The following is a 24,374-nucleotide window of genomic DNA, read 5'->3' on the forward strand; positions in this document are numbered from 1 at the left end:
GCGGCCACATTCAGGCCCGGAGTGCCCGCAAGTGTCAGGGCGCCAGCAGTCCGGTTTTCGCGACGAATCCGTTCAGCGGATTCCGCCAGTAGCGGCCTCCTACCCGCAGCAGGTTGTGCCCGTCCGCACCTTCCAGCGCGGGTGCCGCGATGAACTGCGCATCGTCGCCGCCTTCGCGGAAGGCGCCGAACCACTGGCGCGGCATGTCCGGGCCCCAGTACTGGTCGTTTTCGGCATACAGCCACAGGGTGGGTACGCGCACCTGCGTGCCCAGCTGGCGGTAGAGCCCGGTGAGCACATCGGGCCGGCAGCTGTGGCCGGGGGCGGTGTCGGGCTTGCCGCCCGCGCCGCCGGAGAAGTTGACCGCGCCGACCACGCCGGGCAGGCGGCCCGCTGCCGCGGCGATGGTGGCCATGCCGCCCACGGACTGACCTTCGAGCAGGATGCGGTCGCGCCGCACCCAGGGTTGCTGCAGGGCCCAGCCGTGCACGGCCTGGACGGCGGCCGCGGCGTGCCCCGCCACCTGGGCGTAATCGGGCAGGCCCGTGCAGCCGGTGGCGCCGGCCGGCCAGCGGGCGCCGGAATTCTCGCGGTCCGGGCCCCCCGTGGCGCCGTAGCCGGGCCGGATCGGCGCGACCACGGCCACGCCCTGGCGCAGCCAGTAGGCCACGTGGCCCAGGGGCACGGGATATTGCAGCGCGGCGCGCACGGCGGGATCGGCCGAGCGGCCGTGCGAGAAGATCACCAGGGGAAAGGGGCCGGGCCCGCCGGGGCGGAAGACCTGGGTCGCCACGTCCACCTCGCGGCCGTCGATGGCCAGGTGCAGCACCTGCGTGTCGGGCTCGGGCAGGGGGGCGGCAGCGCCGGCCGGGCCCGCGGCCAGCAGGGCCGCCAGCAGTGCACCCAGGGGAAGGAGCAGGGCGCAGCGGCGCATCGATCGTGGCAGGAAGGGCATGCGGACCTCGTATTGCCCGTGGCCGTGGGCAACGCGGCCATTATGGCGCTGCTCGGCAGTATGGGGAGGCGGGCCCGTGGCCGCCGCCGTCAGGCGGTGGCCGGTGCCGGGTGCAGGGCGGCCTGCCGCTGTGCGAGCCAGAAGACCGGCAGCGCCAGCACCGCGCAGCCCGCGAGCACGGCGAAGGCCAGCCCGAAGTGGCCCTGCGCCCCCACCACGCTGTTGGCGATGGCCGGGCTCAGCGAGGCACCGACGCCCTGCAGGGTCATGACCAGCCCGAGGGCGGTGTTGTAGCGGCCGCTGCCGCGCACGTAGCGCTCCACCATCAGGGGGGTGGCCACGCCCAGGGCGCCGGCCGCGAGGCCGTCGAGGATCTGCACGGGGATGTTGGCCCAGGCATCGGGAATCGCCCAGGCCAGGATGCCGCGCACGGGCAGCGCCAGGATGGCGATGTAGATGAAGACCTGCAGGTCGAGGCGGCGGCTGCGCGACACCCACAGCGCCACCGGCACCATGGTGAGCTGCGCGACGACGATGGCGATGCCGGTCCACAGCAGCGGCGCGGAATCGGGCACCGTGGCCGCCAGCCGCTGGTTGAGCAGCGGCAGCATGGCTGCATTGCCCAGGTGGAAGAGCGCACACGCCAGCCCGAACAGCCAGAGCGCGCGGTGCGACAGGAAGGCGCGCCAGCCCTCGGGGGCGGCCGGGGCCGTGTCCATGCGCGCGGCCTCCGGGGCCGGCTCGCCGCCGCGGGCCGCCACATGGTCGATGTCGCGGTCGCGGATGGCCATCAGGCAGGCCAGGGCGCCCACGGCCATGGCCGTCATGACGACCAGCATCCAGGGCGCGCCCAGCCAGTGCGCGAAGGCCGCCGCGCCCAGCGCGGAAACGATGTTGCCGGCATGGCTGTAGGCCTCGTTGCGGCCGGTCTGATGGCGCAGGCCCTGGCTGCGTGCCAGGCCCAGCGTGAGCGCCGCGAGCCCGGCGGCCAGCAGCGCGCCGGCCACGCCGGTGAGCACCTGCGACAGCACCAGCATGCCCGGCGACCGGGTGCCGAAGGCGATCGCGCTCGCGGCCAGGATGGCCACCGCGGCGATGGCGACCAGCATCCGCTTGGCACGGACGCGGTCCGCCCAGGCGCCGGCCAGGGGCGTGGCCAGCATGCCGGCCAGGCCACCGGCCGACATCACGACGCCGATCATGGTCTGGTCGATGCGCTGGGTCTGCAGGTAGGTGGCGAGGAAAGGACCGAGCCCGTCGCGCACGTCCGACATGAAGAACGCCATCCAGGCCAGGGCCGTGAGGGAGGCCCCGGCGGCCACCGGCGCGTTCCCGCCGGCAGACCGTTTTTCCTGGGGTGCCGGGCCTCCGAACAGCGGGGAGGGGGCGGTGTCTGCGATGGCGGGATGCGCGGCGGTGGTCATGGTGTCACCCGTGGTGGGGTTGGGCGGGGAGGGGCTTGCCGTTGACGGTGCGGGCCTCGATCACATGGCCCTGCGCGCCGCGCAGCGGGCGGGCGGGGCCGCTGGCCTCGACCGCGTCGCCGGGCTGCAGCTGCAGCGCCGCATAGCCGTCGGGGCGCAGGTGGATGAAGTCGCCGGTGTCGAGCACCACGCCGTTGGGCTCGCCGTGGCGCGTATGGTGGATGCGGGCCACGCGGCCTTCGGCGCGCCGCACGGCCTCTTCGGGCGCGGCAGGCTCGCCGTCGATCGACACGAGCCGCTCGAAGACATAGACCTCGTGCGCGGCCTCGCCGTGCCGCGGGGGCGCCGCCACGCTGCCTTCGAACACGACGGCCTGGCCGGGCTTCAGGGTTTCGGCGGCGCGCACGGCGCGCTCGTCATGCTTGCCGAAGGTGAACTGCGCGGTAACGCCGTCCACGTCGATGAGCACGCCTTCCACCTCGCCGCGCGGGCTGTGGAGCAGGTGCTGGAAGCGGCCCTCGAGGGACCAGACTTCCACGGTTTCCTGGGGTTGGGTCATACGGGTTTCCTGTGGGTGAGGGGGTGAAAGGAAAGGGGATCAGGGCATGCGCGGCGGGCCGCCGGCCGGGCCGCGGAAGACTTCCTGCAGCGTGCTGGCGGAGGAGCCCAGCTGCGTGGCCTCCAGCGCCGTGCCCAGCGCGTTGCGCGTGCCCCAGCCGCGGGCCGACACGGTGGCGCCGGTCTGCAGCAGGTTGCCGATGGAGGCGGCCACGTGCGGCGGGAAGCGGACGATCACGCCGTTGTCGAGCAGCAGGCCATGGGCGTCGCCGCGGGTGTTGAGCAGGACGGCGGCCACGCGCCCGTCGGTCTGCAGCTCGACCAGGGCCGGGCGCTGCGGCGGGGCAGGGGGCATCTGGCCCGGGGACGGAGGCGTGTCCTGGACGGTGCGGCCCTGCGAGCTGATCGCGCTGATGCGCAGCACGGGCACGCCGGAATAGTGCCAGCCGGCCACGTCCACGGCATCACCGGCGCGCAGCCAGGATGTCAGGGTATCGGACAGGTGCGGCGGGAAGGCCACCTGCGTGCCGTCCTGCAGCAGCAGGCCGTCGGCCTCGCCGTTGGGGTTGAGCAGCCAGCGCTGCACGGCGCCGCTGTGCGAGGCCTGCTCCACGGCGGCGGGCTGGCCGATCGGGCCGGGCGGCTGGCCTGCCACGGGGGGCGGAGGAACGGCGCCCGGGGCCGGGGGCGCGGGCTGGGCTTGTGCTCCGGCGCAGACAAGCAGGAGGGCGGCGAGGCCGGCGCGGGTCAGGGTGTTGGGTCGCATGGCAGAACTCCTTCAGGTGGTGGAGCCCTGGTATCTCAAGAGACGTGCCAGCATGGAATGCCTTATGAATCAATGACTTGCGTTGCAGGTTGCCGCCCATGCCTGGATGGCGCGAAGACACCCTGTCCGGATTCCCGACATCGCTGGTGCCTCCATCCGTCTCATTCCATTCCGTACTGGGCCAGCTTGCTGTAGAGCAGCTGGCGGTGGATGCCCAGGCGCCGGGCGGCGAGCGAGCGGTTGCCGCGGGCCTGCTCGAGCGCGTGGGCGATCAGCCGGCGCTCCAGCCGCTCCACGGCCTCGGGCAGCGGCACGTCGAGCCAGTCCTGCGGCAGGGCGCCGTCGGCGGGGCCTGACGCTGTTGCCGAGCCCGTGGGCGGGCCCAGGTCGAGGTCGGCCGCGCCCACCACGGGGCCGCGCTGCAGGGCCTGCACGCGCTCCATGGCGTTGCGCAGTTCGCGCACGTTGCCAGGCCAGCCGTGGGCGAGCAGGGCGCGTGCCGCATCCGGCGCCAGGCGCTTGGCCGGCTGCGGCGCCGCGGCGCGGCGCAGGAAGTGCTCGGCCAGCGGCACGATGTCGGCCAGCCGCTCGCGCAGCGGGGGCAGCGCGATCTGCAGCACGTCGAGCCGGTAGCGCAGGTCCTCGCGGAATCGCCCCTCGCGCACGGCGGCGGCCAGGTCGCGGTGCGTGGCGGCCACCACGCGCACATCGACCTTCACCGGCCGGTGGCTGCCCAGGGGCGTGACCTCGCCCTCCTGCAGCGCGCGCAGCAGCTTGGCCTGCACGTCCGGCGCCATGTCGCCGATCTCGTCGAGCAGCAGCACGCCGCCGTCGGCCGCGCGGAAGCACCCGGGCCGGTCGGTGGCGGCGCCGGTGAAGGCGCCCTTCACGTGGCCGAACAGCTCGCTTTCCAGCAGTTCCTTCGGAATGGCCGCGCAATTGAGCGCCACGAACGGGCCGGCGCTGCGGGCCGAGTGCCGGTGCAGCGCGCGCGCCACCAGTTCCTTGCCCGTGCCGGTCTCGCCCTGCACGAGCACGGGTGCCTCGCTCGCGGCAGCCAGCCCGATGCGCTTGTGGACTTCGCGCATGGCTTCGCTCACGCCGATGAGTTCGCCGTCCGCCTCGTCCGTGCCGGCGCGTGCGGCGGGGGCGGGCGGGGTGGCATCCGCCTCGGCGCGGGAGCGCAGGGCGCGCTCCAGCACCTCGATCACCGCGGCACGGCCCACCGGCTTGGTCAGGTGGTCGAAGGCGCCCAGGCGCATCGCCTCGATGGTGCCGGAGCCGCTGGCGTAGGCCGTGAGCACCACCACCGGGGGCAGTTCGGGCACGCGGGCGGCGAGCGCGGCAAGGGTTTCCAGCCCATCCATGCCGGGCATGCGGTGGTCCAGGAAGATGGCGGCGTAGCGGTGGCGCCCGGCCTGCCGCAGCGCTTCGTCGCCGCTGGCGGCCTCATGCACCTCGTGCCCCAGGCCCTGCAGGGTTTCGACCAGCGATTCGCGGAAGGCCGCGTCGTCGTCGACGGCTAGGATGCGTGCCATGGCAGCTCCAGGAGGAAGCGGGCGCCGCCGCCTTCGCGCGGCGCGTAATGCAGGTCGCCCCCGTGCGCCAGCGCCACCTCGCGCGCCAGGGCCAGGCCCAGGCCGTTGCCGTCGGTGCGGCCGGTGGCGAAGGGCTCGAAGAGCTGGGCGCGCAACGCCTCGGGCACGCCCGGGCCGTCGTCCTCCACAGAGATCACGCACAGGGAACGGGCGGCATCCACCTGGGCCGAGAGCACGGCTTCGCCTCCCTGCGGCGCATGGCGCACGGCGTTGTCCAGCAGGTTGTCGATGGCGCGCGCCGCGTGCACGGGATCGAAGACGGCCGTGGCCGGCGCGTCGCCGCGCAGCGACAGGCGCACGCCCCGGGCATCGGCCGCGGCCCGGGCGGTGTCCAGCCGTTCCTGCAGCCAGGCGGACAGGTCCACCGGGTGGGGCTCGAGCTGCAGGGGCTGCACCAGGGTCAGCAGGCTCTGCACCAGGCCTTCCAGCCGGTCGATCTGCGTGCCGATGGCGGCCAGTGCGTCGGCATGGCGGGCGGGGGGCGCCGCCAGCGCGTTGTCGGCCTTCAGCCGCATGGCGGCGATGGGGTTGCGGATCTCGTGCGCCACCGATGCCGTCATGCGGCCCAGGGCCGTGAGGCGCATGTCGCGGTGCTGCTGGGCGAGCGCTTCGCGCAGGCGCTCGCGCGCTTCCTGCAGCCGGGCGCCGAAGCTGTTGAAGCCGTCCACGATGCGGTCGAGCTCGCGGATGCCGGTGCGCTGCAGCACGGGCACGGTGTCGCCCCCGGCCTGCGCCAGGGCGTCCTCCATGCGCTGCACCTGCCGCAGGCCACGCTGCAGCATCCACCCGAGCCAGGCGCCCGACACCACCACCAGCAGGGCCAGGATGGCGATGCCCGCGCGCAGGCTGTCCTGCGCGGCGATGGCGCCGGCATGCACGCGGGTCATGGTCCAGACGGCCGTGTCCGGGTGCGCGGACAGCGGACAGGCCGCCACGATGAGCACCTCGCGGCTGCCGCGCACCAGGTTCACCAGCGGCTGGCGCCCGGCGCTCGCCTGCCGCGCCATCTCCACGATCAGGGGCTCCTCGGCGGAGGGCACGTCGCTTTTCACGCCGCTGCCTTCGTAGGTGGGATAGGCATAGGCCAGCATCCCGCCGCTGGCGCTCCAGGCGCCGCCTTCGACGCGCGGCGCCTCCAGCAGCACCATGTGCAGGAGCACCCGCAGCAGGTCCTCGCGCGGGGCGTCGGCCACCACGTCGGGCACGGACTGGGCGTAGCGTGCGGCGACGTCGGCGCAGGCCTGCGCCACGCGGGTGCGGCCGGCGGCCACCTGCGCGCCGGAGCCCGACTGGTAGAGCACCGTGAGGACCACGGCCACCAGGGCGCAGGCGCCCAGCAGCAGGGTCCAGAAAAGGGTGAGTTGGATACGCAGGGAGCGCACGGGGGATCCGCGGGTGGGAGAAGACGTGCGCATCCTACGGTGCCACGGATGAGCCGGCGGTAGGAGAGCAGCCCATCCGCCAGGCCCGGAGGTCCAGAGGGCCGGCCGGGCAGGATCAGGCCGCTTCGGGGTAGAACAGCCGCCGCGCCGGCACGGGCGCCACGGCGCGGCCGATGGCGGCGATATGGTCCGGCGTGGTGCCGCAGCAGCCGCCCACGATGTTCACCAGGCCCTCGGCCGCGAACTCGTGCACCAGGCGGCTGGTGACCTCGGGCGTCTCGTCGAAGCCGGTGTCGCTCATCGGGTTGGGCAGGCCGGCATTGGGATAGCAGCTGATGAAGGTGTCTTCCGCCACCCGGTTCAGCTCCTGGATGTACGGGCGCATCAGCGTCGCGCCCAGGGCGCAGTTCAGGCCGATGGCCAGCGGGCGCGAGTGGCGCACGCTGTGCCAGAACGCCGTCACGGTCTGGCCCGAGAGGATGCGGCCGGAGGCGTCGGTGACGGTGCCGCTGATGATGAGCGGCAGGCGCTCGCCGCTCGCCTCGAAGTATTCGTCGATGGCGAAAAGGGCGGCCTTGGCGTTGAGCGTGTCGAAGATGGTTTCCACCAGCAGCACGTCGGCGCCACCCTCGACCAGCGCCTGGGTCTGCTCGTAATAGGCCGCGCGCAGCTGCTCGAAATCGACGTTGCGCGCGCCGGGGTCGTTCACGTCGGGGCTGATGCTGGCCGTCTTGGGCGTGGGGCCCAGGGCGCCGGCCACGAAGCGCGGCTTGCCCTGCGTGGAGAACTTGTCGCAGGCGGCGCGCGCCAGCCGGGCCGAGGCGAGGTTCATCTCGCGCGCCAGGTCGGCCATGTGGTAGTCCTCCTGCGCGATCGTGGTGGCGCCGAAGGTGTTGGTCTCGATCAGGTCGGCGCCCGCTGCCAGGTAGCGCTCGTGGATGTCGCGGATCACGTCGGGCCGCGTGAGCGACAGCAGCTCGTTGTTGCCCTTCACGTCCCGCGGGAAGTCCTTGAACCGGTCGCCCGCGCCACCGGGGCCGCTGTAGCCCTCGCCGCGGTACTGGGCCTCGCCCAGCTTGAAGCGCTGGATCATGGTGCCCATGGCGCCGTCGAGGATGGCGATGCGTTCGGCCAGGATGCCAGGCAGTTGTTGGGCGCGGGTGTAGTGGAGGGGTTGCATAAGCCTCCATTGTAGAAAGTGCGCCCGGCGTACCGGCCTGCCCGTGCCGGTTCTGCCGCCCTTGCCCTTTACTCGGCCATGGCCTTGCACAAGGCCGCCATGCTCTTCTGGCCTTCGGGTGTCCTGGCTTCCTGCATCTGGTCGCGCCGGGCGTCCGCCACGGCGGAGGCAAACGCCGGGCTCTTGCGGTACTCGGCCAGCTGGGGCGGAAGCGATGCCAGATTGGTCTGCCAGTTCTTGTCGATCTTTTTGGCAAGGTCTGGGTGCAGGGACGAGCAGTTGGCGACGGTGGCCGCATCGGTCACGTGCATCTGGCGCTCCATCGCTGCCTGCATGTCCTTCTGGGTGATCTGGTTCGCGGGCTTGGGCTGGGCGAGCACCTGCACGCTGAAGGCGACGGCGGCAAAGGCGATGAAGGATGCGATTTTCATGGCTGGCATGGGGTTGGTGGGTAATCCGGTCTGAAATCCTGCTTGCTGCCTGCCGTGGAGTTGGGTCCAGTACCGGCCGCGAGCGTGATTATCAGGAGAACCGTGCCGCGGTTATCCGGCGTGGCCTGCAGCAGCCGCCACGTCCAGAAACGCCTGCAGCGCCGGATTCGCGCCCTCTTCATGCCAGGCCAGTACCCCCACCGTGGGGTGCTCCAGGTGGGCGATGGGCACGAATCGCACGCCCTGTACGGCGGCCTGCGCCATCGAGGCCGGCACCAGCGCCACGCCCATGCGCATGGCGACCAGCGCCACGACGGTCAGCCACTGGCGCGCGGCATGGCGTGTGTGCGGGTGGATGCCGGCGCGGTGGAAGAGGGCGATCACGTTGTCGTGGTTGGCCGGGGCCACGTCGCGCGCGAACATCACGAAGGTTTCCCCGGCCAGGGCGTGCAGGTCCACCGGCGCCGTGCCGGCCAGGGCATGGCCCTGGGGCAGGCAGGCCACGAAGTGGTCGTGCGCCAGCGGCAGGCTGCGCAGGGGCGCGGGCACCACGCTGGCGTTGATGAAGCCGGCATGCAGCTGGCGGTGCAGCAGCGCTTCGGTCTGCTCGCCCGAGGACATCTCGCGCAGGCTGACTTCGATGCCCGGCGCGCGCTCACTGAACGCGCGCACGATGGCCGGCATGTCGCGATAGACCATCGATCCGGTGAAGCCGATGTCCAGCCGTCCGCGCAGGCCTGCGGCCACGGCGCGCGCCGTATCGCCCGCGCGTGCCACGCGGTCGAGTACCACGCGCACCTCGGCCAGGTAGGCCTGTCCCGCGGGCGTGAGCGCCACGTGCTTGCTGCTGCGGTCGAACAGCTTCACGCCGAGTTCATCCTCCAGCGCCTTGATGCCCGAGCTGAGCGGCGGCTGCGTGATGGCGAGCCGCTCCGCCGCGCGGCCGAAATGCAGCTCCTCGGCCAGCACGGCGAAGTAGCGCAGCAGGTGCAGTTTCATGCGGGGAATGATGCCAGCCGCTGTGGGTCCGGCGATCCGGTACGCGGAAGCGGCGCAGCCGCTCAGGGTGATGTCAATACGATTTCCGCAAGCCTAAGACTTTCTCCGCGATGAAGCACAGGATCAGCTGCGGACTCACGGGCGCGAGGCGCGGGATCCACGATTCGCGCATGTAGCGCTCCACGTGGTATTCCTTGGCGTAGCCCATGCCGCCATGGGTCAGGATGGCGCGCTCGCAGGCGTGGTAGCAGGCTTCGGCCGCGAGGTATTTGGCGGCATTGGCCTCGGCGCCGCAGGGCTGGTGCCGGTCGTAGAGCCAGGCGGCCTTCTGCACCATGAGGTGCGCGGCCTCCAGTTCCATCCACGACTGCGCCAGCGGGTGCTGGATGCCCTGGTTCTGCCCGATCGGTCGGCCGAACACCTCGCGCTCCTGCGCATAGCCGGCCGCGCGTGCCAGCGCCGCGCGGCCCAGGCCCACGGCCTCGCTCGCTATCAGGATGCGTTCGGGGTTGAGGCCGTGCAGGATGTACTGGAAGCCCTTGCCTTCCTCGCCCACGCGGTCTTCCACGGGAATGCGCAGGCCGTCGATGAACACCTGGTTGGAATCCACGCACTTGCGGCCGAGCTTCTCGATCTCGCGCACCTCCACCGTGCTGCGGTCCAGGTCGGTGTAGAACAGGCTCAGGCCTTCGGTGCCGCGGCACTCTTCCAGCGGCGTGGTGCGCGCCAGCAGCAGGATCTTGCTGGCCACCTGCGCGGTGCTGATCCACACCTTCTGGCCGTGCACCACGTAGTGGTCGCCCTGCCGCACGGCGCGGGTCCTGAGCTTGAGGGTGTTCAGGCCCGTGTTGGGCTCGGTCACGCCGAAGCAGGCCTTGTCGCGGCCCTGGATGAGCGGCGGCAGCCAGCGTGCCTTCTGTTCGTTGGTGCCGAACACCACCACCGGGTGCAGCCCGAAGATGTTCATGTGCACGGCCGACGCGCCCGACAGGCCCGCGCCCGTGGCGGCGATCGTGTGCATCATCAGCGCGGCCTCGCTGATGCTCAGGCCCGCGCCGCCGTAGGCTTCGGGCATGGCGATGCCCAGCCAGCCGGCATCGGCCAGCGCCTGGTGGAAGTCGTGCGGAAAGCCGCCCTCGCGGTCCTTCGCGAGCCAGTAGTCGGCATCGAAGGGCGCGCAGACGCGCTCGATCGCATCGCGGATCTGTTCGTGTTCCGGCGAGAGGGCGAAGTCCATCATGCGCCTTTCGCGGCCGGGCGGACCACCTTGTCGGGCGATTCGCCGTAGGGCGGGCTGTAGATCACCAGCAGCTTCACGGGCGTGTCGCTGGTCACGGTGAACACGTGCATGCGGTCGGCCGGGAAGAAGCACATGTCGCCCGGCACCATGTCGAAAGCCTCGCCCTCCACCTCGGCACGGGCCGTGCCTTCCAGCAGGTAGCAGGCCTGCTCGATGCCCGGGTGCGCATGCGGCAGCGCGCCGCCGCCCCTGTGCAGCGTGCCGAGCAGCACTTCCATCTGCCGCGCGCCCACGGTCTCGGGGCCGATCAGGCGCTGGTTCACGGTGTGGTGGTGGTTGGCGGGCTGGTAGCCGGGCACCTGGGCGGCGCGCACCAGGTAGCGGGAAGAGGACGGGGCGGCAGAGGTCATGGCGGTGGTCGTGTCGGTCGTCGGGGGAGGGGTTGCGGAAGAGGTCGTGGGCGCGGTGGTGGAGGTCATGCGCCGTCTCCGGCGGCGCGGCAGGCGCGCTGCGCGAGCAGGGCGTCGATCTGCGCGGGCGTGTAGCCGGCCCCGGCCAGCAGGCTGCGCGTGTGTTCGCCCAGGCGCGGCGCGGGGGGCAGGTCGCGCGCCGGGGGCGTGGCGGACCAGCGCGTGGGGTGCGCCATGGCATGCATCGGCCCCTCGGTGGGGTGCTCGGTGTCGTGCACGAAGCCGGTGGCGCGCAGCTGCGGGTTCTGCAGCAGGTCGGCCGGGGAATTCATCGGCATGTTGGGCACGTCGGCCGCGTCCAGCAGCGCCTGCCATGCGGCCGTGGTGCGCGTGCGCAGGATGCGTGCCACTTCGGCATACACGGCGTCGATGTGCGCCGCGCGCGCGCCGTGCGTGGCGAAGCGCGGGTCGTGCGCGAGGCCGCCGCTGCCGTCCTCGCCGATCGCCGCGAAGAAGCTGCGCCAGTGCTTGTCGTTGTAGATCAGCACGCAGAGCATGCCGTCGGCCGTGGCGTAGGGCTTGCGGTGGGCCGTGAGCAGGCGCGCGTAGCCGGGCTCGCCCAGCGGCGGCTCGAAGGTCAGGCCCGCCATGTGGTCGCCCAGCACGAACTGCGCCATGGCCTCGAACATCGGCACGACCACCGCCTGGCCCTGGCCGGTTTTCTCGCGGGCGTAGAGTGCCGCCGTCACGGCATAGACGGCGTGCAGTCCGGTCACCCGGTCCGACAGCGTGGTGGGCGCATACGACGGCTCCGGCGCGCCGTAGCGCTGCATGAGCCACGGGATGCCGGTGGCGCCCTGGATCAGGTCGTCGTAGGCCGGCCGCGCGGCGTCCGGCCCCTCCTGGTCGAAGCCGCAGCAGCTTACATGGATGATGCGCGGGTTGCGCGCGCGCACCGCCTCGTAGTCCAGCCCCAGCCGCGCCAGCGCCTGCGGCCGCACGTTGCTGATGAGCACGTCGCATCCCTCGGCCAGCCGCAGCGCCGCCTCGCGCCCCTCCGGGTGCTTCAGGTCCAGCGCGATGCTCTGCTTGCCCGCGTTCGCATGCAGGAAGATGTGCCCCATGCCCGCACTCCGCATCGGCCCCACATGCCGCATGTTGTCGCCCTCGGGCGTCTCCACCTTCACCACCTCCGCACCCAGTTGCGCGAGGATCTGCGTGGCGAACGGCCCCATGATCACCGAGGTGAGATCGAGCACGCGCACGTCCGCCAGCGGGCCGGTGCGTGAAGCGGATGGAGCAGGAGAAGAAGAGTCGTCTGTCATGTCATGTTCCGTTGAACAGGTCCGTCCGGCAGCGCCACCCCTGTCTACGCTCGAGCTCACGGCTTTCGCGCCAGCGCGGCCCAGGCCAGCAGACGCCGTGGAACTGGCTCCGCCAGGCCACTGGCGTCGTCCCCCTTCCCGGACCGCGCAGCGGACCGAGAGAAGGGGGAAGCGGCGCAGCCGCTCAGGGGGATGTCGCTTGAATCCCGGCTTGCTGGATCAAGGTCCGCCAGTGCGCCAGCTGCTGCGCCACGTACTGCGCGAATTCCTCGGGCGTCCTGCTGGGCCAGACCTGGAAGCCGATCTGCGCGAGCTTGTCCTGCGTGTCCTTGTCGGCCAGCACGGCCTGCAGCTCGGTATTCAGTCGCTGCACCACGGCGGGCGGCATGCCGGCCGGGCCGAAGATGCCGTTCCATGAGGTCAGGTCGAAGCCCTTCACCGTCTGGCCGATGGGCGGCACGCCCGGCAGCAGCGGCGAGGGCTGGGCGGTGGTGATGCCCAGAGTGCGCACCTTGTCGCCCGTGAGCATGCTCTTGCCCGAGCCCAGGTCCACCACGTAGGCCTGCACCTGCCCGCCCAGCAGGTCGGTGAGCGCCTGCGGGCTGGACTTGTAGGGCACGCCCAGGATGTCCACCTTCGCGATGTGCTTGATGCTCTCCATCGCGACCAGCGAGGTGCTGTTGGGCGTGGCGTAGCTCAGCGTGCCGGGATGGGCGCGGGCGTAGTCGAGGAACTCGGGCAGGGTCTTGACCGGCAGGGCCGGGCTCACCACGAGCGCGAAGGGCAGCTCGCCCACCCGGGCCACGGGCGTGAAATCCTTGATGGGGTCGTACTTGAGGCTGGTGTAGAGCGCCGGGTTGGCTGAGTGCGAGGTGTTCGTGGTCATGAACAGCGTGTAGCCGTCCGGCCTGGCCCGGGCCGCCAGCTGGGCGCCCACCTGGGCATTGGCGCCGGGCTTGTTGTCCACCAGCACCGGCTGCTTCAGGCGCTCGGACAGTTTCTGGCCCACGGTGCGCGCCACGGCGTCCGTGCCGCTGCCGGCGGCAAAGGGCACGATGAGGGTGATCGGAGCGTTCGGATAGGCGGGGGCCTGGGCCAGGGCTGCCGTGGCGGCGAGCGCGGCCGCGGCACCGCAGGCCCGTCGCAGGGCGCGGGGAAGGGAAAAGCGCATGGTGTCTGTCTCCTGGAAGGGCGGCCTCTGTACCCGGGCCTGGAGGGCATCTTGGGCTCGCCATCCATTCGCGTCCAATTCAATCGTTGAAGCGTGTGATAGCTTTTGCGAATGGTTGCCGCGCTTCCGGCCTGCGGGACGGAGCACAATAGGCACTTGCCTGCGTGCAGGCGCAGCGGCCCCGCCGGGATGCCGTCCTGCCCTGCACCCGCCCAGCGCCACTGCCGCGCGGGCATCCCGACGCCATCGACCAGAGAGTTCCACCGCCTTGTCCCCCGCGCATTTCGTCCTGCACGACGTTTTCGGCTACGAGCATTTCCGCGGCCCGCAGCAGGCCATCGTCGAACACGTGATCGCCGGCGGCGACGCGCTGGTGCTCATGCCCACGGGCGGCGGCAAGTCGCTGTGCTACCAGGTGCCGGCCATCGTGCGGCGCGACGCGGGCCGCGGCGTGGCCATCGTGGTGTCGCCGCTGATCGCGCTCATGCACGACCAGGTGGGCGCGCTGCACGAGGCGGGCGTGGATGCGGCCTACCTGAATTCCACGCTCGACTGGCAGCAGACGCAGGAGCTGGAGCGGCGCGTGGCGCGCGGCGACATCACCATGCTGTATGCCGCGCCCGAGCGGCTGACCACACCGCGCTTCCTGGAGCTGCTCGACGGCCTGCACCAGCGCGGGCAGCTCTCGATGTTCGCCATCGACGAGGCGCATTGCGTGAGCCAGTGGGGCCACGACTTCCGCCCCGAATACCGCGCGCTCACCGTGCTGCACGAGCGCTACCCGGGCGTGCCGCGCATCGCGCTCACCGCCACGGCCGATGCACTCACGCGCGAGGACATCGTGGAGCGGCTGCAGCTCGAGGGTGCGCAGCACTTCGTCTCCAGCTTCGACCGGCCGAACATCCGCTACACCATCGTCGAGAAGAAAGAGCCGCTCGCGCAGCTCCTGCGCTTCATCGAGCGCGAGCACCCGGAAGATGCGGGCGTGGTCTATTGCCAGTCACGCAAGCGCGTGGAGGAGATGTCCGCCGCGCTGGTCGATGCGGGCCTGAAGTCGCTGCCCTACCACGCAGGCCTGCCGCCCGAGGTGCGCCAGGAGAACCAGGACCGCTTCCTGCGCGAGGAGGGCATCGTGATGGTCGCCACCATCGCGTTCGGCATGGGCATCGACAAGCCCGACGTGCGCTTCGTGGCCCACGTGGACATGCCGAAGAACATCGAGGGCTACTACCAGGAAACCGGCCGCGCCGGCCGCGACGGCCTGCCCGCCGATGCCTGGATGGCCTACGGCCTGCAGGACGTGGTGAACCAGCGCCGCATGATCGACGAGAGCCCTGCGGGCGAGGAGTTCAAGCAGGTGATGCGCGGCAAGCTCGACGCGCTGCTGGGCCTGGCCGAGGCCACGGACTGCCGGCGCGTGCGGCTGCTGGGCTACTTCGGCGAGCCGTCCGAACCCTGCGGCAACTGCGACAACTGCCTGAATCCGCCGGCGGTCTGGGACGGCACGGACGCCGCGCGCAAGCTGCTGTCCACCATCTACCGCGTGCACGAGGCGAGCGGCCTGACCTTCGGCACCGGCCACATCATGGACATCGTGCGCGGCAAGGACACAGAGAAGATCCGGCAGTTCGGCCACGACAAGCTCTCCACCTTCGGTGTGGGCAAGGAATACACCGAACCGCAGCTGCGCGGCGTGCTGCGCCAACTGCTCGCCACGGGCGCGGTGGGCCTGCACAAGGTGATGCTGGAGAGCGGCCACAGCTTCGATACGCTGAGCCTCACGGCCGGCTCCAAGCCGGTGCTCAAGGGCCAGGTGCCCGTGCAACTGCGCGAATCCACCGCCAGCACGCCGGCCAGGCGCACCCGCCGCAGCACCGCGCCGCCGGCGGCCGCCGCCAACCTGGGCCCGGACGCCCAGGTGCGCTTCATCAACCTCAAGGCCTGGCGCGCCGAGGTGGCGCGCGAGCACAACCTGCCGGCCTACGTGATCTTCCACGACGCCACGCTGGCCGCGATCGCGGAGCGGCAGCCCGCCTCGCTGGCCGACCTGCAGGGCATCAGCGGCATGGGCGCCAAGAAGCTGGAGGCCTACGGGGCCGACGTGCTGCGCGTGTGCGCCTCGGCGGGCTGAGCGGCCGGCCGGTCCTTCAGCAGCGTGCGCGTGATCGCGCGCCCGATCTGCTCGAACAGGCGGCCCGCCTGCCGCATTTCGTCCATGCCCTCGGCACAGGTGGCCACCACGATCGCATGCGCACCGCCATCCTGCGGATCGATCACGCCCATGTGGCAGGCGCGGTGGTACTGCGTGCCGGTTTTGTGGATGAAGCGCACGGTGCGCGGCAGCCCGGCCTCCAGCCGGTAGGCGTCGTAGGTGTCGAACTTCAGGTCCTTGTAGAGCATCTGCTGGTGCGGCGGCGTGAGCAGCTGGCCGCGCACCAGCTTCTCCAGCATGCCGCCGTATCCCGCGAGGGTGGCGGTGTTGGCGCCCCGTGCGTAGTAGCGGTCGTAGGCCTCTTCCATCGTCTTCAGCTGCAACTCGTCCTTCCTGACATGCAGCGAGCGGGCCAGGGCCTGCACGCGCTGCGGGCCCATGGGGGCGGCGGCCACGCGCACCAGGTCCATCGGCGCGATCTCCCGCGCGCGGGGATGCAGTTCGGCATACACGTCCTGGCGCACCTGGGTGAAATTGGTGAGCGGGCCGACGTTGCGCGCGCCCATCAGCGCCTGGGCGCGCGTGTTGAAGGTGTCCAGCCCGATGGTGCGGATCAGCAGGTTCGCCGCGGTGTTGTCGCTGTCCATCAGCATGCGGCGCAGCAGCGTCTCGACGCTGTGCTGCGTGCCCACGGGCTGCCACACCAGCGCGCCGGAGCCGTCGATCTTGTCGCGCTCTTCCACGCGCAGTTCCTGGTCCAGCCGCAGGTGGCCCTGCTGCACCTCCTGCAGCACCGCGATGGCCAGCGGCAGCTTCGCCGACGATGCGAGATACCAGCGCCGGTCGGCCTCCCAGGCGAAGGTCTCGCCGTTGTCCAGGCGCTTCAAGTACAGGCCGAACTGGCCGGGCGTCTCGCGTTCGAGCTTCTGCACCTGGCTGCCCAGGGCCTCGGCCCAGGCGGGGGCGGCCAGCGCCCGCTCAGGCGTCGTCGTCCACAGCGCCGTCAGCAGGGGCAGCGCCGCCGCCAGCACCGGGCGGGCGAGCCGCCGGCGCGTCGCCCGGCGTCGTGGCGCCGGTGGAGCGGGAGGGCAGGGTGGGGCAGCGTGGTTCATGCGATCTCCCGTCGGACAGCAGGCCCGACTGGCAGAGGGCGATGCCCACCTGCCGGAGCGCGCGATCGGACCGGGCCGTGGAAGGTTCGCCGCGCGTGCAGGCCACCACCAGCAAGCGCGGCCCCGGGTGGGAACGCGGCACGGTGACGAGCCCGGAATCGCATGTTCGTGCGCGCTGTGTGCCGGTCTTGTGGGCGAAGCGCGCACCCGGCGGTAGTCCCGCCTTGATGCGCTGGGTGCCGGTCTTCACGCGTTCCATCACCGACAGCAGGTAGGCCGTGTGCCGGGCATCGAGCGCCCGGCCCTCGACGAGTGCCTGGAGCAGGTCGGCATAGGCATCGAGGTGCCCGCTGTTGAGTCCGGTGGCGTAGTAGGTCTCGTAGGCGGAGGCCAGGTCCGTGGGCGCGAGGGAGCGTTCGGGCACGCGCAGCAACGTGGCCAGCGCGGACCGCGCCGCCGCGTCGCCATGCAGCCGCTGCTGCTGCCGCAGTGCCAGGAAGTCGGTGCCGGACAGGTGTGATGCCGCGGGCGTGAGCACGCCGTACACGTGGCGGCGCACGTCGGCCAGCGAGGTGATGCGCCCGAAGCCCCGTGGCACCAGCGACTGCACCACCGCGTTCACCGTGCCGATGCCGACCAGGCCGATGAGCATGTCGGTGGCGGTGTTGTCGCTGTAGATGATCATCTGCTCCAGCAGGTAGCGCACGGTCAGCGGCGTGCCAACGGGCCGGCTGTTGGTGGGGCCCGCGCCGTCCACGTAGTCGGCCGCGCGCAGGGTGAGGGGCGTCTCCAGCGTGAAGTCGCCGCGCTCCACGCCGCGGAGCACGGCGATCGCCACCGGCACCTTGACCGACGAGGCCAGGTACCACGGCTCCGTGCCGTGCAGCGATGCGGAGGCGCCCGTGTCCAGGTCGCGCACATACACGCCGATGCGCACGCCGCTGTCCGCCTCCACCCGCGCCAGCGCGCGCTCCAGCGGCTGCACCCAAGCTGGCGCGGAGGATGGAGCGGCCAGCGTGGCGGATGGCGCATCCGCGGCCTGCGCGTGCGCCGTGCCCGTGGCGATGTGCCACAGCGCGGAGGTGGCGCAGGCGAGGAGTCTCAGCTGGCGCAGGGGGCCGGCCGGACGAAAGCGGTGGAGTGTGGATGCGGGAGTCTGGGGCATGCGGACGGTCTCGGAACGGGCACGACGGGTCCACCCTAGCGCCGGCGCGCGCGCGGCGCCGTAGGGCAATGCCCCTTGCGGGCTGCAGGGTCGTCCGGAGTGCGCCATGCACTGTATTTACAATCAGTGCTCCAATCGCGCCATGCCGGACATCGCCCTCCAACGCATCCATCGCACCCGCCTCTTGCAGATCTGGCGGTCGGCGGGCTGGCCTTGCCGCGATACGGTCGAGATAGACCTGCTCGCCGCCGGCATGCTGCGCCTGGTGCCGGAGCCGGGCGGGCACGAGGTGCTCCGCCTGACCGACGCGGGCATCGCCTGCCTGGCGCAGGCGCGGCAGCGCAATGCCCGGGCGCTGAGCGCCCACGACCGGCTGGCGATGCGCTTCGCGGAGCAATTGCTCTCGGCGGGCCGCATCGTCTGGCGGGAGCTGTCCCTGCGCGCCGCCGTGGAGGCGCTGCCACTGCCGGCCCCTGCGCCCGTGCCGCCGCTGTCTCCGGCGACACCCGGCCGTGGCACCCTGGCCGGCCTGTGGGACGGGGAAGATGCCGACACCGGCGCCTGCCTGCCGCCGCCCGCGGTGGCGCGGGTGTGGCGCATGGCCCGGCCCGACCTGTTCTCGATCCGCCACACCAGCGTGCCCGCCTACCTGCAGCCCATGGTGCACGAGGTGAAGGCGAGCCGTGCCGACCTGCTCTCCGACCTGCGGCATGCGGCCAAGCGCGAGGCCTACCAGTGGCTGTGCGAGGAGTGCTACTACGTCTTTCCCGCGGGCATCGCCGAGCTGTCGGAAATTCCCGAGCCCTTCGGCGTGTGGGTGCTGCACGGCTCCATCGAGACCGGCCGCTTCGAACTGCTGCGCCCCGCGCGCCATGCCCGGTGCCCGTTGCCCTTCGCCGTCTGGATGGCGCTGTGCCGCGCCACGCCCCTGCACGGCGAGGGCGAGCCTGCCCAGGCGCTGCTGGGCGAGGAGGGCCAGGAGGGCCGGGTGCCGGACCCCGGGGTGCCCGCCCATGTGCCTGCAGAGGTGCCTGCGGCGGCACCCTCTGCCGCTCCCTGACCCGCCAGCCCATGCGGACGGCAGCGGAGGAATCGGCCATGGAGCCCGCAGGCCCTGGAACGCCCGGCGCCGAGCCTGCGCCGCCGCAGGGTTACACCGTCGCGGTGCGCGAGCTGTGCGAGTTCACCGCCAAGCAGGGCGACCTCGACCTGCGCTTCACCCCGGCGCCCACGGCGCGGGAGGGCATGGCGGGCCATGCCGCGGTGGCGGCCCGCCGGGCGGCCGAGTCCCCGGGTTACGAGGCCGAGGTGCCGCTGGAAGGCGTGTGCGGCCTGCTGCGCGTGCGGGGCCGTGCCGACGGATTCGACGCCGTGGCGTGCCGCGTGGACGAGGTCAAGACCTTCAAGGGCCGGCTCGACCGCCAGCCGGCCGCCCACCGCGCGCTGCACTGGGCGCAGGCCAGGGTGTACGGGTGGCTGCTGTGCGCCTCGCGCGGGCTGCCGGGGCTCACCGTCTCGCTGGTGTACCTGGACATCGGCACCCAGAAGGAAACCGTGCTGTCGGAAGACTGGACGGCGCAGGCGCTGCAGGCGCATTTCGAGGCGCTGTGCGGACGCTTCGTGGGCTGGGCCGTGCAGGAGGTGGCCCACCGGGCAGAGCGCGATGCTGCGCTGCGCAGCCTGTCCTTTCCGTTCGCGGGGGGCTTCCGCGCAGGACAGCGGCCCCTGGCCGAGGCCGTGTACCGCACTGCCGTCGCCGGCCGCTGCCTGCTCGCGCAGGCGCCCACGGGCATCGGCAAGACGGTGGGCACGCTGTTCCCGCTGCTCAAGGCCGCGCCGGGCGCGGGCATCGACAAGGTGTTCTTCCTCGCGGCCAAGACCTCGGGGAGGCAGGTGGCCCTGGACGCGCTCGCCCGCATCGCGGCGCCTTCTCCGCTGCCCCTGCGCGTGCTGGAACTGGTGGCGCGCGAGAAGTCCTGCGAATACCCGGGCAGCGCCTGCCATGGCGACGCCTGCCCGCTCGCGCGCGGCTTCTACGACCGATTGCCAGCCGCGCGGGCCGATGCGCTGCATCCGCCCGGCGGCGGGGCGCCGGCGCCGCTGGACCAGGCCCGCGTGCGCGATGCCGCCCTGCGCCACGGGGTGTGCCCCTACTACCTGGGCCAGGAGCTCGCGCGCTGGGCCGACGTGGCGGTGGGCGACTACCACTACTACTTCGACATGGGCGGCCTGTTGCACGGCCTGGCGCAGGCCAGCCAGTGGCGCGTGGCCCTGCTGGTGGACGAGGCGCACAACCTGGTGGAGCGCGGCCGGCGCATGTACAGCGCGGAACTCCTGCCGGATTCGCTCTTCCAGGCCCGCCGCTCGGCCACCGCTGCCACCGTGCCGGCCGTGAAGAAGGCCCTCGACCGCGTGCGGCGCTGCTGGGTGGCGCTGGACAGGGAGCAGCCGGGCGACTATGCCGTGCTGGAGGCTTTTCCCGGCAAGCTGCTCGCGGCGCTGCAGCAGTGCTCCCTCGCGCTGGGCGAGCACTTTGCCGAGTACCCGGAGCAGATGGATGCCGCGCTGCAGACCTTCCACCTGGAGGTGCTGCAGCTGCTGCGCATGGCCGAACTGCTGGACGCCCATTCCATCGTGGACGTGAGCCGCCCCGCGCAGGGCGCCGCCGGCAGTTCCGTGGTCTGCGTGCGCAACCTCGTGCCCGCGCCGTTCCTGGGGCCGCGCCTGCAGGCCGCGCAGTCGGGCACCCTGTTTTCCGCGACGCTGCAGCCCATGGACTACTACGCCGACCTGCTCGGCCTGCCGCAGGACCATGTCCGCACCGACGTGGCCTCTCCCTTCCAGGCAGCGCAGCTGCAGGTGCATATCGCGCGCCACATCTCCACGCGCTACGCCCATCGCGCTGCCTCGGCGCAGCCCATCGCCGACCTCATGGCGAGCCAGTTCGCGGGCCGGCCCGGCAACTACCTGGCCTTTTTCAGCAGCTACGACTACCTGCAGCAGGTGGCGGAGGTATTCGCGCAGCGCCATCCCGGCGTGCCGCACTGGTGCCAGTCCCGCCGCATGCAGGAGGCCGGGCAGCGCGCGTTCCTGGAGCGCTTCACCGAAGACGGACAGGGCATCGGCTTCGCGGTGCTGGGCGGTGCTTTCGCCGAGGGCATCGACCTGCCCGGCCGCCGGCTGATCGGGGCCTTCCTCTCCACCCTGGGACTGCCGCAGGTGAACCCGGTGAACGAGCAGGTGCGCGAGCGCATGGACCGGCTCTTCGGGACGGGCTACGACTACACCTACCTCTACCCGGGCCTGCAGAAGGTCGTGCAGGCCGCGGGCCGGGTGATCCGCACGCCCGAGGACGAGGGCGTGGTGCACCTCATCGACGACCGCTTCGCGCGTGCGCAGGTGCGGCGGCTGCTGCCAGCGTGGTGGGAGGTGGGCCCTGCCGCCTGATCGCGTGTACGCCCGGAGCAGCGTAGCCGCATTGCAACAACCTGGCATGGCGGATTGGCGGCTGGCTCCGGATGCCCTTATCATCCGCGCCCTGCCAACCCACAACCCCTCTTCGAGCGAGATTTCCATGCCCCGCCGCCTCCGTTCCTGCTGAACGACACGTCACACGAAGCCCCCGGCCTCAAGCCGCGGGTTATGCCACTCGTGTGGGCATGAGAAATCCCATCGGCGCCTGACGGCGCCCTCCGGTTCCCATCACGTCCGCCCCGATCGCCAGAGCGCGATCGCATGTTGTCTTCGGCCACAGCTCCAGGGTCCTTTCCCTGGCCAACAGCTTGCACGGAGACAGCCATGTCGGACATCCTCGATCGCGAACTCGCGAAATACCCCCGTACCCCCCATCTGCAGGGGTCCCGCTACCAGCCCGGTGACAAGGGCACGCCAGCACCGTACCAGGCCCTGTCGGGCCGGTTCATCGTCGTCGAAGAGAAGTTCGACGGAGCCAACGCCGGCGTGAGCTTCGATGCGGGCGGGCAGTTGTACCTGCAGTCCCGCGGCCACTACCTCCACCTGGACACCCAGGCGGGAAGAGAGCGTGCCTTCGCCATGTTCAAGCGCTGGGCGCGGTTCCACGAGGACGGTCTGCTGGAGGTGCTCGAAGACAGATACGTGTGCTACGGCGAATACATGTACGCCAAGCACAGCCTGGCCTACAACGCCCTGCCGCACCTGTTCCTCGAATTCGATGTCTGGGACCGGTCCACCGGATCGTTTCTGGACACGGCGGCGCGCCATGCGCTCCTCGATACCCTGCCCGTCGTGTCGGTGCCCGTGCTGTATGCGGGGATCGCGCCGCCGAGGTACCAGGACCTGGTCGCCATGATCGCGCCCTCCCTGGGGCGCACCGCGACCTGGCGTGCCGACTTCGAAGCGGAAGTCCATCGCCAGAAACTGGATCCGGGCCTGTGCTGGATGCAGACCGACCGGTCCGAACTGGCCGAAGGGCTCTACGTCAAGGTCGAGGAGGACGGCCGCACGGTGGAGCGCTACAAGCTGGTGCGGAGCGATTTCGTGCAGACGATCCTCGACTCGGGATCGCACCACAGCACGCGGCCGATCGTTCCGAACGGGCTGCGCCCGGGAACGGACCTCTTCGCGTCCGCCGTGGACAAGCGCTGGCCCCGCGCCGGCGCCCCAGGAGAAAATCATGCAATGGAATGACCTGCGGGCACTGGTGCCCGCCCCCGGCGCCGCGCCGGACTTCGATGCCTGCCTCGATGCGTTTCCCATGTTGCGGGCCTTGGGCAGCACGCCCCAGTCGCCACGCTGGCACGCCGAAGGCGATTGCTGGATCCACACCCGGCTCGTCGTGCGCGCGCTCATCGATGGCGCAGACTACGGGGCCCTTGCCCGGGATGAGCAGGAGATCGTCTTCCTGGCCGCGCTGCTGCACGACGTGGCCAAGGCAAGCACGACGGCGATCCATCCGGAGACGGGAGACATCTCGCACCCCGGCCATTCGAAGAAGGGGGCCATCGACGCCCGCATCGCGCTGTGGGATGCCGGTGTTCCGTTCGCCGCGCGTGAAGCGGTCTGCTCGCTCATCGAGTCGCACCAGCGGCCCTTCCATGCGTTCGAGCCGTCCCGGCGCGGCATCACGCCCGAATTCAGCGTCCGGGAGTTGTCATGGCGCGTGGATCTGCACCTGCTCTGCGCGCTGGCCGAGGCCGACATGCTTGGCCGCATCTGCGAGGACCAGTGCAAGGTGCTTGATGCCATCGCGCTGTTCCGGGAGCTCGCGCAGGAGGAAGGCTGCTACAGGAGCCCGCGCGCGTTCGCCGATGCCCACACGGCCGTCAGCTATTTCCGCGGCGCCAGCGTGCACCCGGACTTCCCGCTCTACCAGGAGCCGGGCAGCCGGGTGGTCGTCATGGCCGGCCTGCCGGCATCCGGGAAGAACCGCTGGGTGGCGAAATACCGCCCTGGTCTGCCCGTCGTGTCGTACGACGATGCCCGTGCGGAACTGGGCCTGCGGCATGGCAAGGCCGAGGGCAAGGTCGCGCACCGGGCGCTGGACAAGGCGAAGGAGTTGCTGAGGGCCAGGGAGCCCTTCGTGTGGAACGCCACCCACCTCGGCAGCCAGATGCGCACCAAGACCCTGGACCTCTGCTATGCCTATGGCGCCGAGGTGGAGATCGTGTACCTGGAAGCCCCGCGCGCCGAGTTGCTGCGCCGCAACCGCCAGCGGGACACATCGCTGACCGACAAGGCGCTGCTGGGGATGCTCCATCGCTGGGAGGTGCCGTCGCGCACCGAGGCGCATCGCGTGACCTACTGCGCCCTGGCAGCGGAAACCTCTCCATGGACGCACTGCCCGTGAATTGACATACGCTCCGTATGCAAATTAGCATACGCGCCGTATGTCAACCAGGGCACCCCTGCAGCAACGCCGGACACGGGCGGAAATGATCGAGGCCACCCGCGCCCGGCTCCTGGCCGCGGCGCGCGGCGCCTTTGCGGCCCGCGGCTATGCCCAGACGTCGATGGACGATTTCACGGGCGAGGCCGGCCTGACGCGCGGGGCGCTCTACCACCACTTCGGCAGCAAGGAGGGCCTGCTGGCCGCGGTCATCGAGCAGATCGAAGCCGAGGTCGGCGAGCGCCTGAGCGCCGTGTCCGGGGCGGCGCCCACGCCGTGGGAGGGGTTCCGCCGCCGCTGCCGCACCTACCTGGAACTGGCGCTGGAGCCCGAAATCCGCCGCATCGTCCTGCAGGACGCCCGGGCCGTCTTCGGCGACGTGCCGCAGGCCGCGCAGTCGGCCGGCATCGCCGCGTTGGAAAGCGCGCTGCAGGGCCTGATCGAGCAGGGCACGGTGGCCCCGCTGCATGCCGGCGCCATGGCCCGGATGCTCTACGGCGTGGTCACCGAGGCCTCGTTCTGGATCGCCGAGCCGGACGGGGACCAGGCACCGCGCCTCGCGCAGGCCCTGGACGGCCTGGACCGGCTGCTGGACGGGCTGCTCGTCCGCCCCTGATCTTTCTTTCCCGCCCGCCAAGGA

21 protein-coding genes are annotated in these 24,374 nt (G+C 71.5%); 6 read left to right on the top strand and 15 right to left on the bottom strand.

The window, feature by feature from the left end:
• Positions 1–34: 34 nt before the first annotated feature.
• The 13 genes from ACAV_RS00975 to ACAV_RS01035 all read right to left on the bottom strand — a co-directional run bounded on the left by ACAV_RS00975 (position 35) and on the right by ACAV_RS01035 (position 13,439).
• Positions 35–955, bottom strand: a complete 921-nt coding sequence (locus ACAV_RS00975) for a dienelactone hydrolase family protein (protein WP_013592713.1) — start codon at positions 953–955, stop codon at positions 35–37.
• Positions 956–1,044: 89 nt separating this feature from the next.
• Entirely contained in the window at positions 1,045–2,379 is a 1,335-nt protein-coding gene (locus ACAV_RS00980) for an MFS transporter (protein ID WP_013592714.1), read from the bottom strand.
• Positions 2,380–2,383: 4 nt separating this feature from the next.
• Complete coding sequence (locus ACAV_RS00985; protein ID WP_013592715.1) at positions 2,384–2,938, bottom strand: hypothetical protein; 555 nt, start codon at positions 2,936–2,938, stop codon at positions 2,384–2,386.
• Between the two features lie 39 nt (positions 2,939–2,977).
• Positions 2,978–3,703: a hypothetical protein gene (locus tag ACAV_RS00990; protein WP_013592716.1), complete on the bottom strand. Its 726-nt coding sequence runs from the start codon at positions 3,701–3,703 to the stop codon at positions 2,978–2,980.
• Between the two features lie 161 nt (positions 3,704–3,864).
• Positions 3,865–5,241, bottom strand: a complete 1,377-nt coding sequence (locus ACAV_RS00995) for a sigma-54-dependent transcriptional regulator (protein WP_013592717.1) — start codon at positions 5,239–5,241, stop codon at positions 3,865–3,867.
• Positions 5,226–6,716: a sensor histidine kinase gene (locus ACAV_RS01000; RefSeq protein WP_041828477.1), complete on the bottom strand. Its 1,491-nt coding sequence runs from the start codon at positions 6,714–6,716 to the stop codon at positions 5,226–5,228. The genes ACAV_RS00995 and ACAV_RS01000 overlap by 16 nt, the downstream gene beginning before the upstream one ends.
• A gap of 82 nt (positions 6,717–6,798) precedes the next feature.
• Positions 6,799–7,863, bottom strand: a complete 1,065-nt coding sequence (locus ACAV_RS01005) for a homocysteine S-methyltransferase family protein (protein ID WP_013592719.1) — start codon at positions 7,861–7,863, stop codon at positions 6,799–6,801.
• A 68-nt stretch (positions 7,864–7,931) separates the two neighbouring features.
• Positions 7,932–8,294, bottom strand: a complete 363-nt coding sequence (locus tag ACAV_RS01010; RefSeq protein ID WP_013592720.1) for a hypothetical protein — start codon at positions 8,292–8,294, stop codon at positions 7,932–7,934.
• Positions 8,295–8,405: 111 nt separating this feature from the next.
• The gene (locus ACAV_RS01015; protein WP_013592721.1) at positions 8,406–9,293 is read right to left on the bottom strand and encodes a LysR family transcriptional regulator; all 888 of its coding nucleotides are present in this window, start codon (positions 9,291–9,293) and stop codon (positions 8,406–8,408) included.
• Positions 9,294–9,366: 73 nt separating this feature from the next.
• Positions 9,367–10,530, bottom strand: coding sequence for an acyl-CoA dehydrogenase family protein (locus ACAV_RS01020; protein ID WP_041828906.1), 1,164 nt, complete (start codon positions 10,528–10,530; stop codon positions 9,367–9,369).
• Complete coding sequence (locus tag ACAV_RS01025) at positions 10,530–10,943, bottom strand: cupin domain-containing protein (RefSeq protein WP_041828480.1); 414 nt, start codon at positions 10,941–10,943, stop codon at positions 10,530–10,532. Before ACAV_RS01025 ends, ACAV_RS01020 begins: the two co-directional genes overlap by 1 nt.
• Before the next feature lie 65 nt (positions 10,944–11,008).
• Entirely contained in the window at positions 11,009–12,268 is a 1,260-nt protein-coding gene (locus ACAV_RS01030) for a CaiB/BaiF CoA transferase family protein (RefSeq protein WP_013592724.1), read from the bottom strand.
• 184 nt (positions 12,269–12,452) lie between these two features.
• Positions 12,453–13,439, bottom strand: coding sequence for a Bug family tripartite tricarboxylate transporter substrate binding protein (locus ACAV_RS01035; RefSeq protein ID WP_013592725.1), 987 nt, complete (start codon positions 13,437–13,439; stop codon positions 12,453–12,455).
• Positions 13,440–13,707: 268 nt separating this feature from the next.
• Here ACAV_RS01035 and recQ point away from each other — a divergent pair, with 268 nt between their 5' ends.
• A complete protein-coding gene (gene recQ, locus ACAV_RS01040; protein ID WP_013592726.1) occupies positions 13,708–15,570 on the top strand; it encodes a DNA helicase RecQ in 1,863 nt (620 codons plus the stop codon).
• Here the strand turns inward: recQ and ACAV_RS01045 are convergent.
• The gene (locus ACAV_RS01045; RefSeq protein ID WP_013592727.1) at positions 15,528–16,622 is read right to left on the bottom strand and encodes a serine hydrolase; all 1,095 of its coding nucleotides are present in this window, start codon (positions 16,620–16,622) and stop codon (positions 15,528–15,530) included. The genes recQ and ACAV_RS01045 overlap by 43 nt on opposite strands.
• Positions 16,570–17,868, bottom strand: a complete 1,299-nt coding sequence (locus tag ACAV_RS01050; protein ID WP_013592728.1) for a serine hydrolase — start codon at positions 17,866–17,868, stop codon at positions 16,570–16,572. Before ACAV_RS01050 ends, ACAV_RS01045 begins: the two co-directional genes overlap by 53 nt.
• Positions 17,869–18,010: 142 nt before the next feature.
• On the opposite strand from ACAV_RS01050, the gene ACAV_RS01055 reads away from it, so the two are divergent.
• The 5 genes from ACAV_RS01055 (at position 18,011) to ACAV_RS01075 (ending at position 24,350) form a co-directional block, all read left to right on the top strand.
• On the top strand, positions 18,011–18,928 hold the full coding sequence (locus ACAV_RS01055) for a hypothetical protein (RefSeq protein ID WP_041828482.1): 918 nt from the start codon (positions 18,011–18,013) through the stop codon (positions 18,926–18,928).
• Positions 18,929–18,966: 38 nt separating this feature from the next.
• On the top strand, positions 18,967–21,315 hold the full coding sequence (locus ACAV_RS01060; protein WP_013592730.1) for an ATP-dependent DNA helicase: 2,349 nt from the start codon (positions 18,967–18,969) through the stop codon (positions 21,313–21,315).
• 351 nt (positions 21,316–21,666) lie between these two features.
• Positions 21,667–22,536 (top strand): RNA ligase family protein, encoded by an 870-nt coding sequence (locus tag ACAV_RS01065; RefSeq protein ID WP_013592731.1) that lies wholly within the window; start codon positions 21,667–21,669, stop codon positions 22,534–22,536.
• Complete coding sequence (locus ACAV_RS01070; protein ID WP_013592732.1) at positions 22,523–23,695, top strand: AAA family ATPase; 1,173 nt, start codon at positions 22,523–22,525, stop codon at positions 23,693–23,695. Before ACAV_RS01065 ends, ACAV_RS01070 begins: the two co-directional genes overlap by 14 nt.
• Positions 23,696–23,780: 85 nt before the next feature.
• Positions 23,781–24,350, top strand: a complete 570-nt coding sequence (locus tag ACAV_RS01075) for a TetR/AcrR family transcriptional regulator (protein WP_013592733.1) — start codon at positions 23,781–23,783, stop codon at positions 24,348–24,350.
• The last annotated feature ends 24 nt before the right edge of the window (positions 24,351–24,374 follow it).

Origin of the sequence: Paracidovorax avenae ATCC 19860, assembly GCF_000176855.2 — a bacterium.
In the GTDB taxonomy this organism is placed as follows: domain Bacteria; phylum Pseudomonadota; class Gammaproteobacteria; order Burkholderiales; family Burkholderiaceae_C; genus Paracidovorax; species Paracidovorax avenae.

What these genes read in the sequence shown, in the direction of transcription:
- ACAV_RS01005 (WP_013592719.1), bottom strand. Translation starts at nt 7,863, where the DNA reads ATGCAACCCCTCCACTACACCCGCGCCCAACAACTGCCTGGCATCCTG.
- ACAV_RS01010 (WP_013592720.1), bottom strand. Translation starts at nt 8,294, where the DNA reads ATGAAAATCGCATCCTTCATCGCCTTTGCCGCCGTCGCCTTCAGCGTG.
- ACAV_RS01015 (WP_013592721.1), bottom strand. Translation starts at nt 9,293, where the DNA reads ATGAAACTGCACCTGCTGCGCTACTTCGCCGTGCTGGCCGAGGAGCTG.
- ACAV_RS01030 (WP_013592724.1), bottom strand. Translation starts at nt 12,268, where the DNA reads ATGACAGACGACTCTTCTTCTCCTGCTCCATCCGCTTCACGCACCGGC.
- ACAV_RS00995 (WP_013592717.1), bottom strand. Translation starts at nt 5,241, where the DNA reads ATGGCACGCATCCTAGCCGTCGACGACGACGCGGCCTTCCGCGAATCG.
- ACAV_RS01060 (WP_013592730.1), top strand. Translation starts at nt 18,967, where the DNA reads ATGGAGCCCGCAGGCCCTGGAACGCCCGGCGCCGAGCCTGCGCCGCCG.
- ACAV_RS01070 (WP_013592732.1), top strand. Translation starts at nt 22,523, where the DNA reads ATGCAATGGAATGACCTGCGGGCACTGGTGCCCGCCCCCGGCGCCGCG.
- ACAV_RS01020 (WP_041828906.1), bottom strand. Translation starts at nt 10,530, where the DNA reads ATGGACTTCGCCCTCTCGCCGGAACACGAACAGATCCGCGATGCGATC.
- ACAV_RS01065 (WP_013592731.1), top strand. Translation starts at nt 21,667, where the DNA reads ATGTCGGACATCCTCGATCGCGAACTCGCGAAATACCCCCGTACCCCC.
- ACAV_RS00990 (WP_013592716.1), bottom strand. Translation starts at nt 3,703, where the DNA reads ATGCGACCCAACACCCTGACCCGCGCCGGCCTCGCCGCCCTCCTGCTT.
- ACAV_RS01025 (WP_041828480.1), bottom strand. Translation starts at nt 10,943, where the DNA reads ATGACCTCTGCCGCCCCGTCCTCTTCCCGCTACCTGGTGCGCGCCGCC.
- ACAV_RS01055 (WP_041828482.1), top strand. Translation starts at nt 18,011, where the DNA reads ATGCCGGACATCGCCCTCCAACGCATCCATCGCACCCGCCTCTTGCAG.
- ACAV_RS00975 (WP_013592713.1), bottom strand. Translation starts at nt 955, where the DNA reads ATGCCCTTCCTGCCACGATCGATGCGCCGCTGCGCCCTGCTCCTTCCC.
- ACAV_RS00985 (WP_013592715.1), bottom strand. Translation starts at nt 2,938, where the DNA reads ATGACCCAACCCCAGGAAACCGTGGAAGTCTGGTCCCTCGAGGGCCGC.
- ACAV_RS00980 (WP_013592714.1), bottom strand. Translation starts at nt 2,379, where the DNA reads ATGACCACCGCCGCGCATCCCGCCATCGCAGACACCGCCCCCTCCCCG.
- ACAV_RS01035 (WP_013592725.1), bottom strand. Translation starts at nt 13,439, where the DNA reads ATGCGCTTTTCCCTTCCCCGCGCCCTGCGACGGGCCTGCGGTGCCGCG.
- ACAV_RS01050 (WP_013592728.1), bottom strand. Translation starts at nt 17,868, where the DNA reads ATGCCCCAGACTCCCGCATCCACACTCCACCGCTTTCGTCCGGCCGGC.
- ACAV_RS01000 (WP_041828477.1), bottom strand. Translation starts at nt 6,716, where the DNA reads ATGCGCACGTCTTCTCCCACCCGCGGATCCCCCGTGCGCTCCCTGCGT.
- ACAV_RS01075 (WP_013592733.1), top strand. Translation starts at nt 23,781, where the DNA reads ATGATCGAGGCCACCCGCGCCCGGCTCCTGGCCGCGGCGCGCGGCGCC.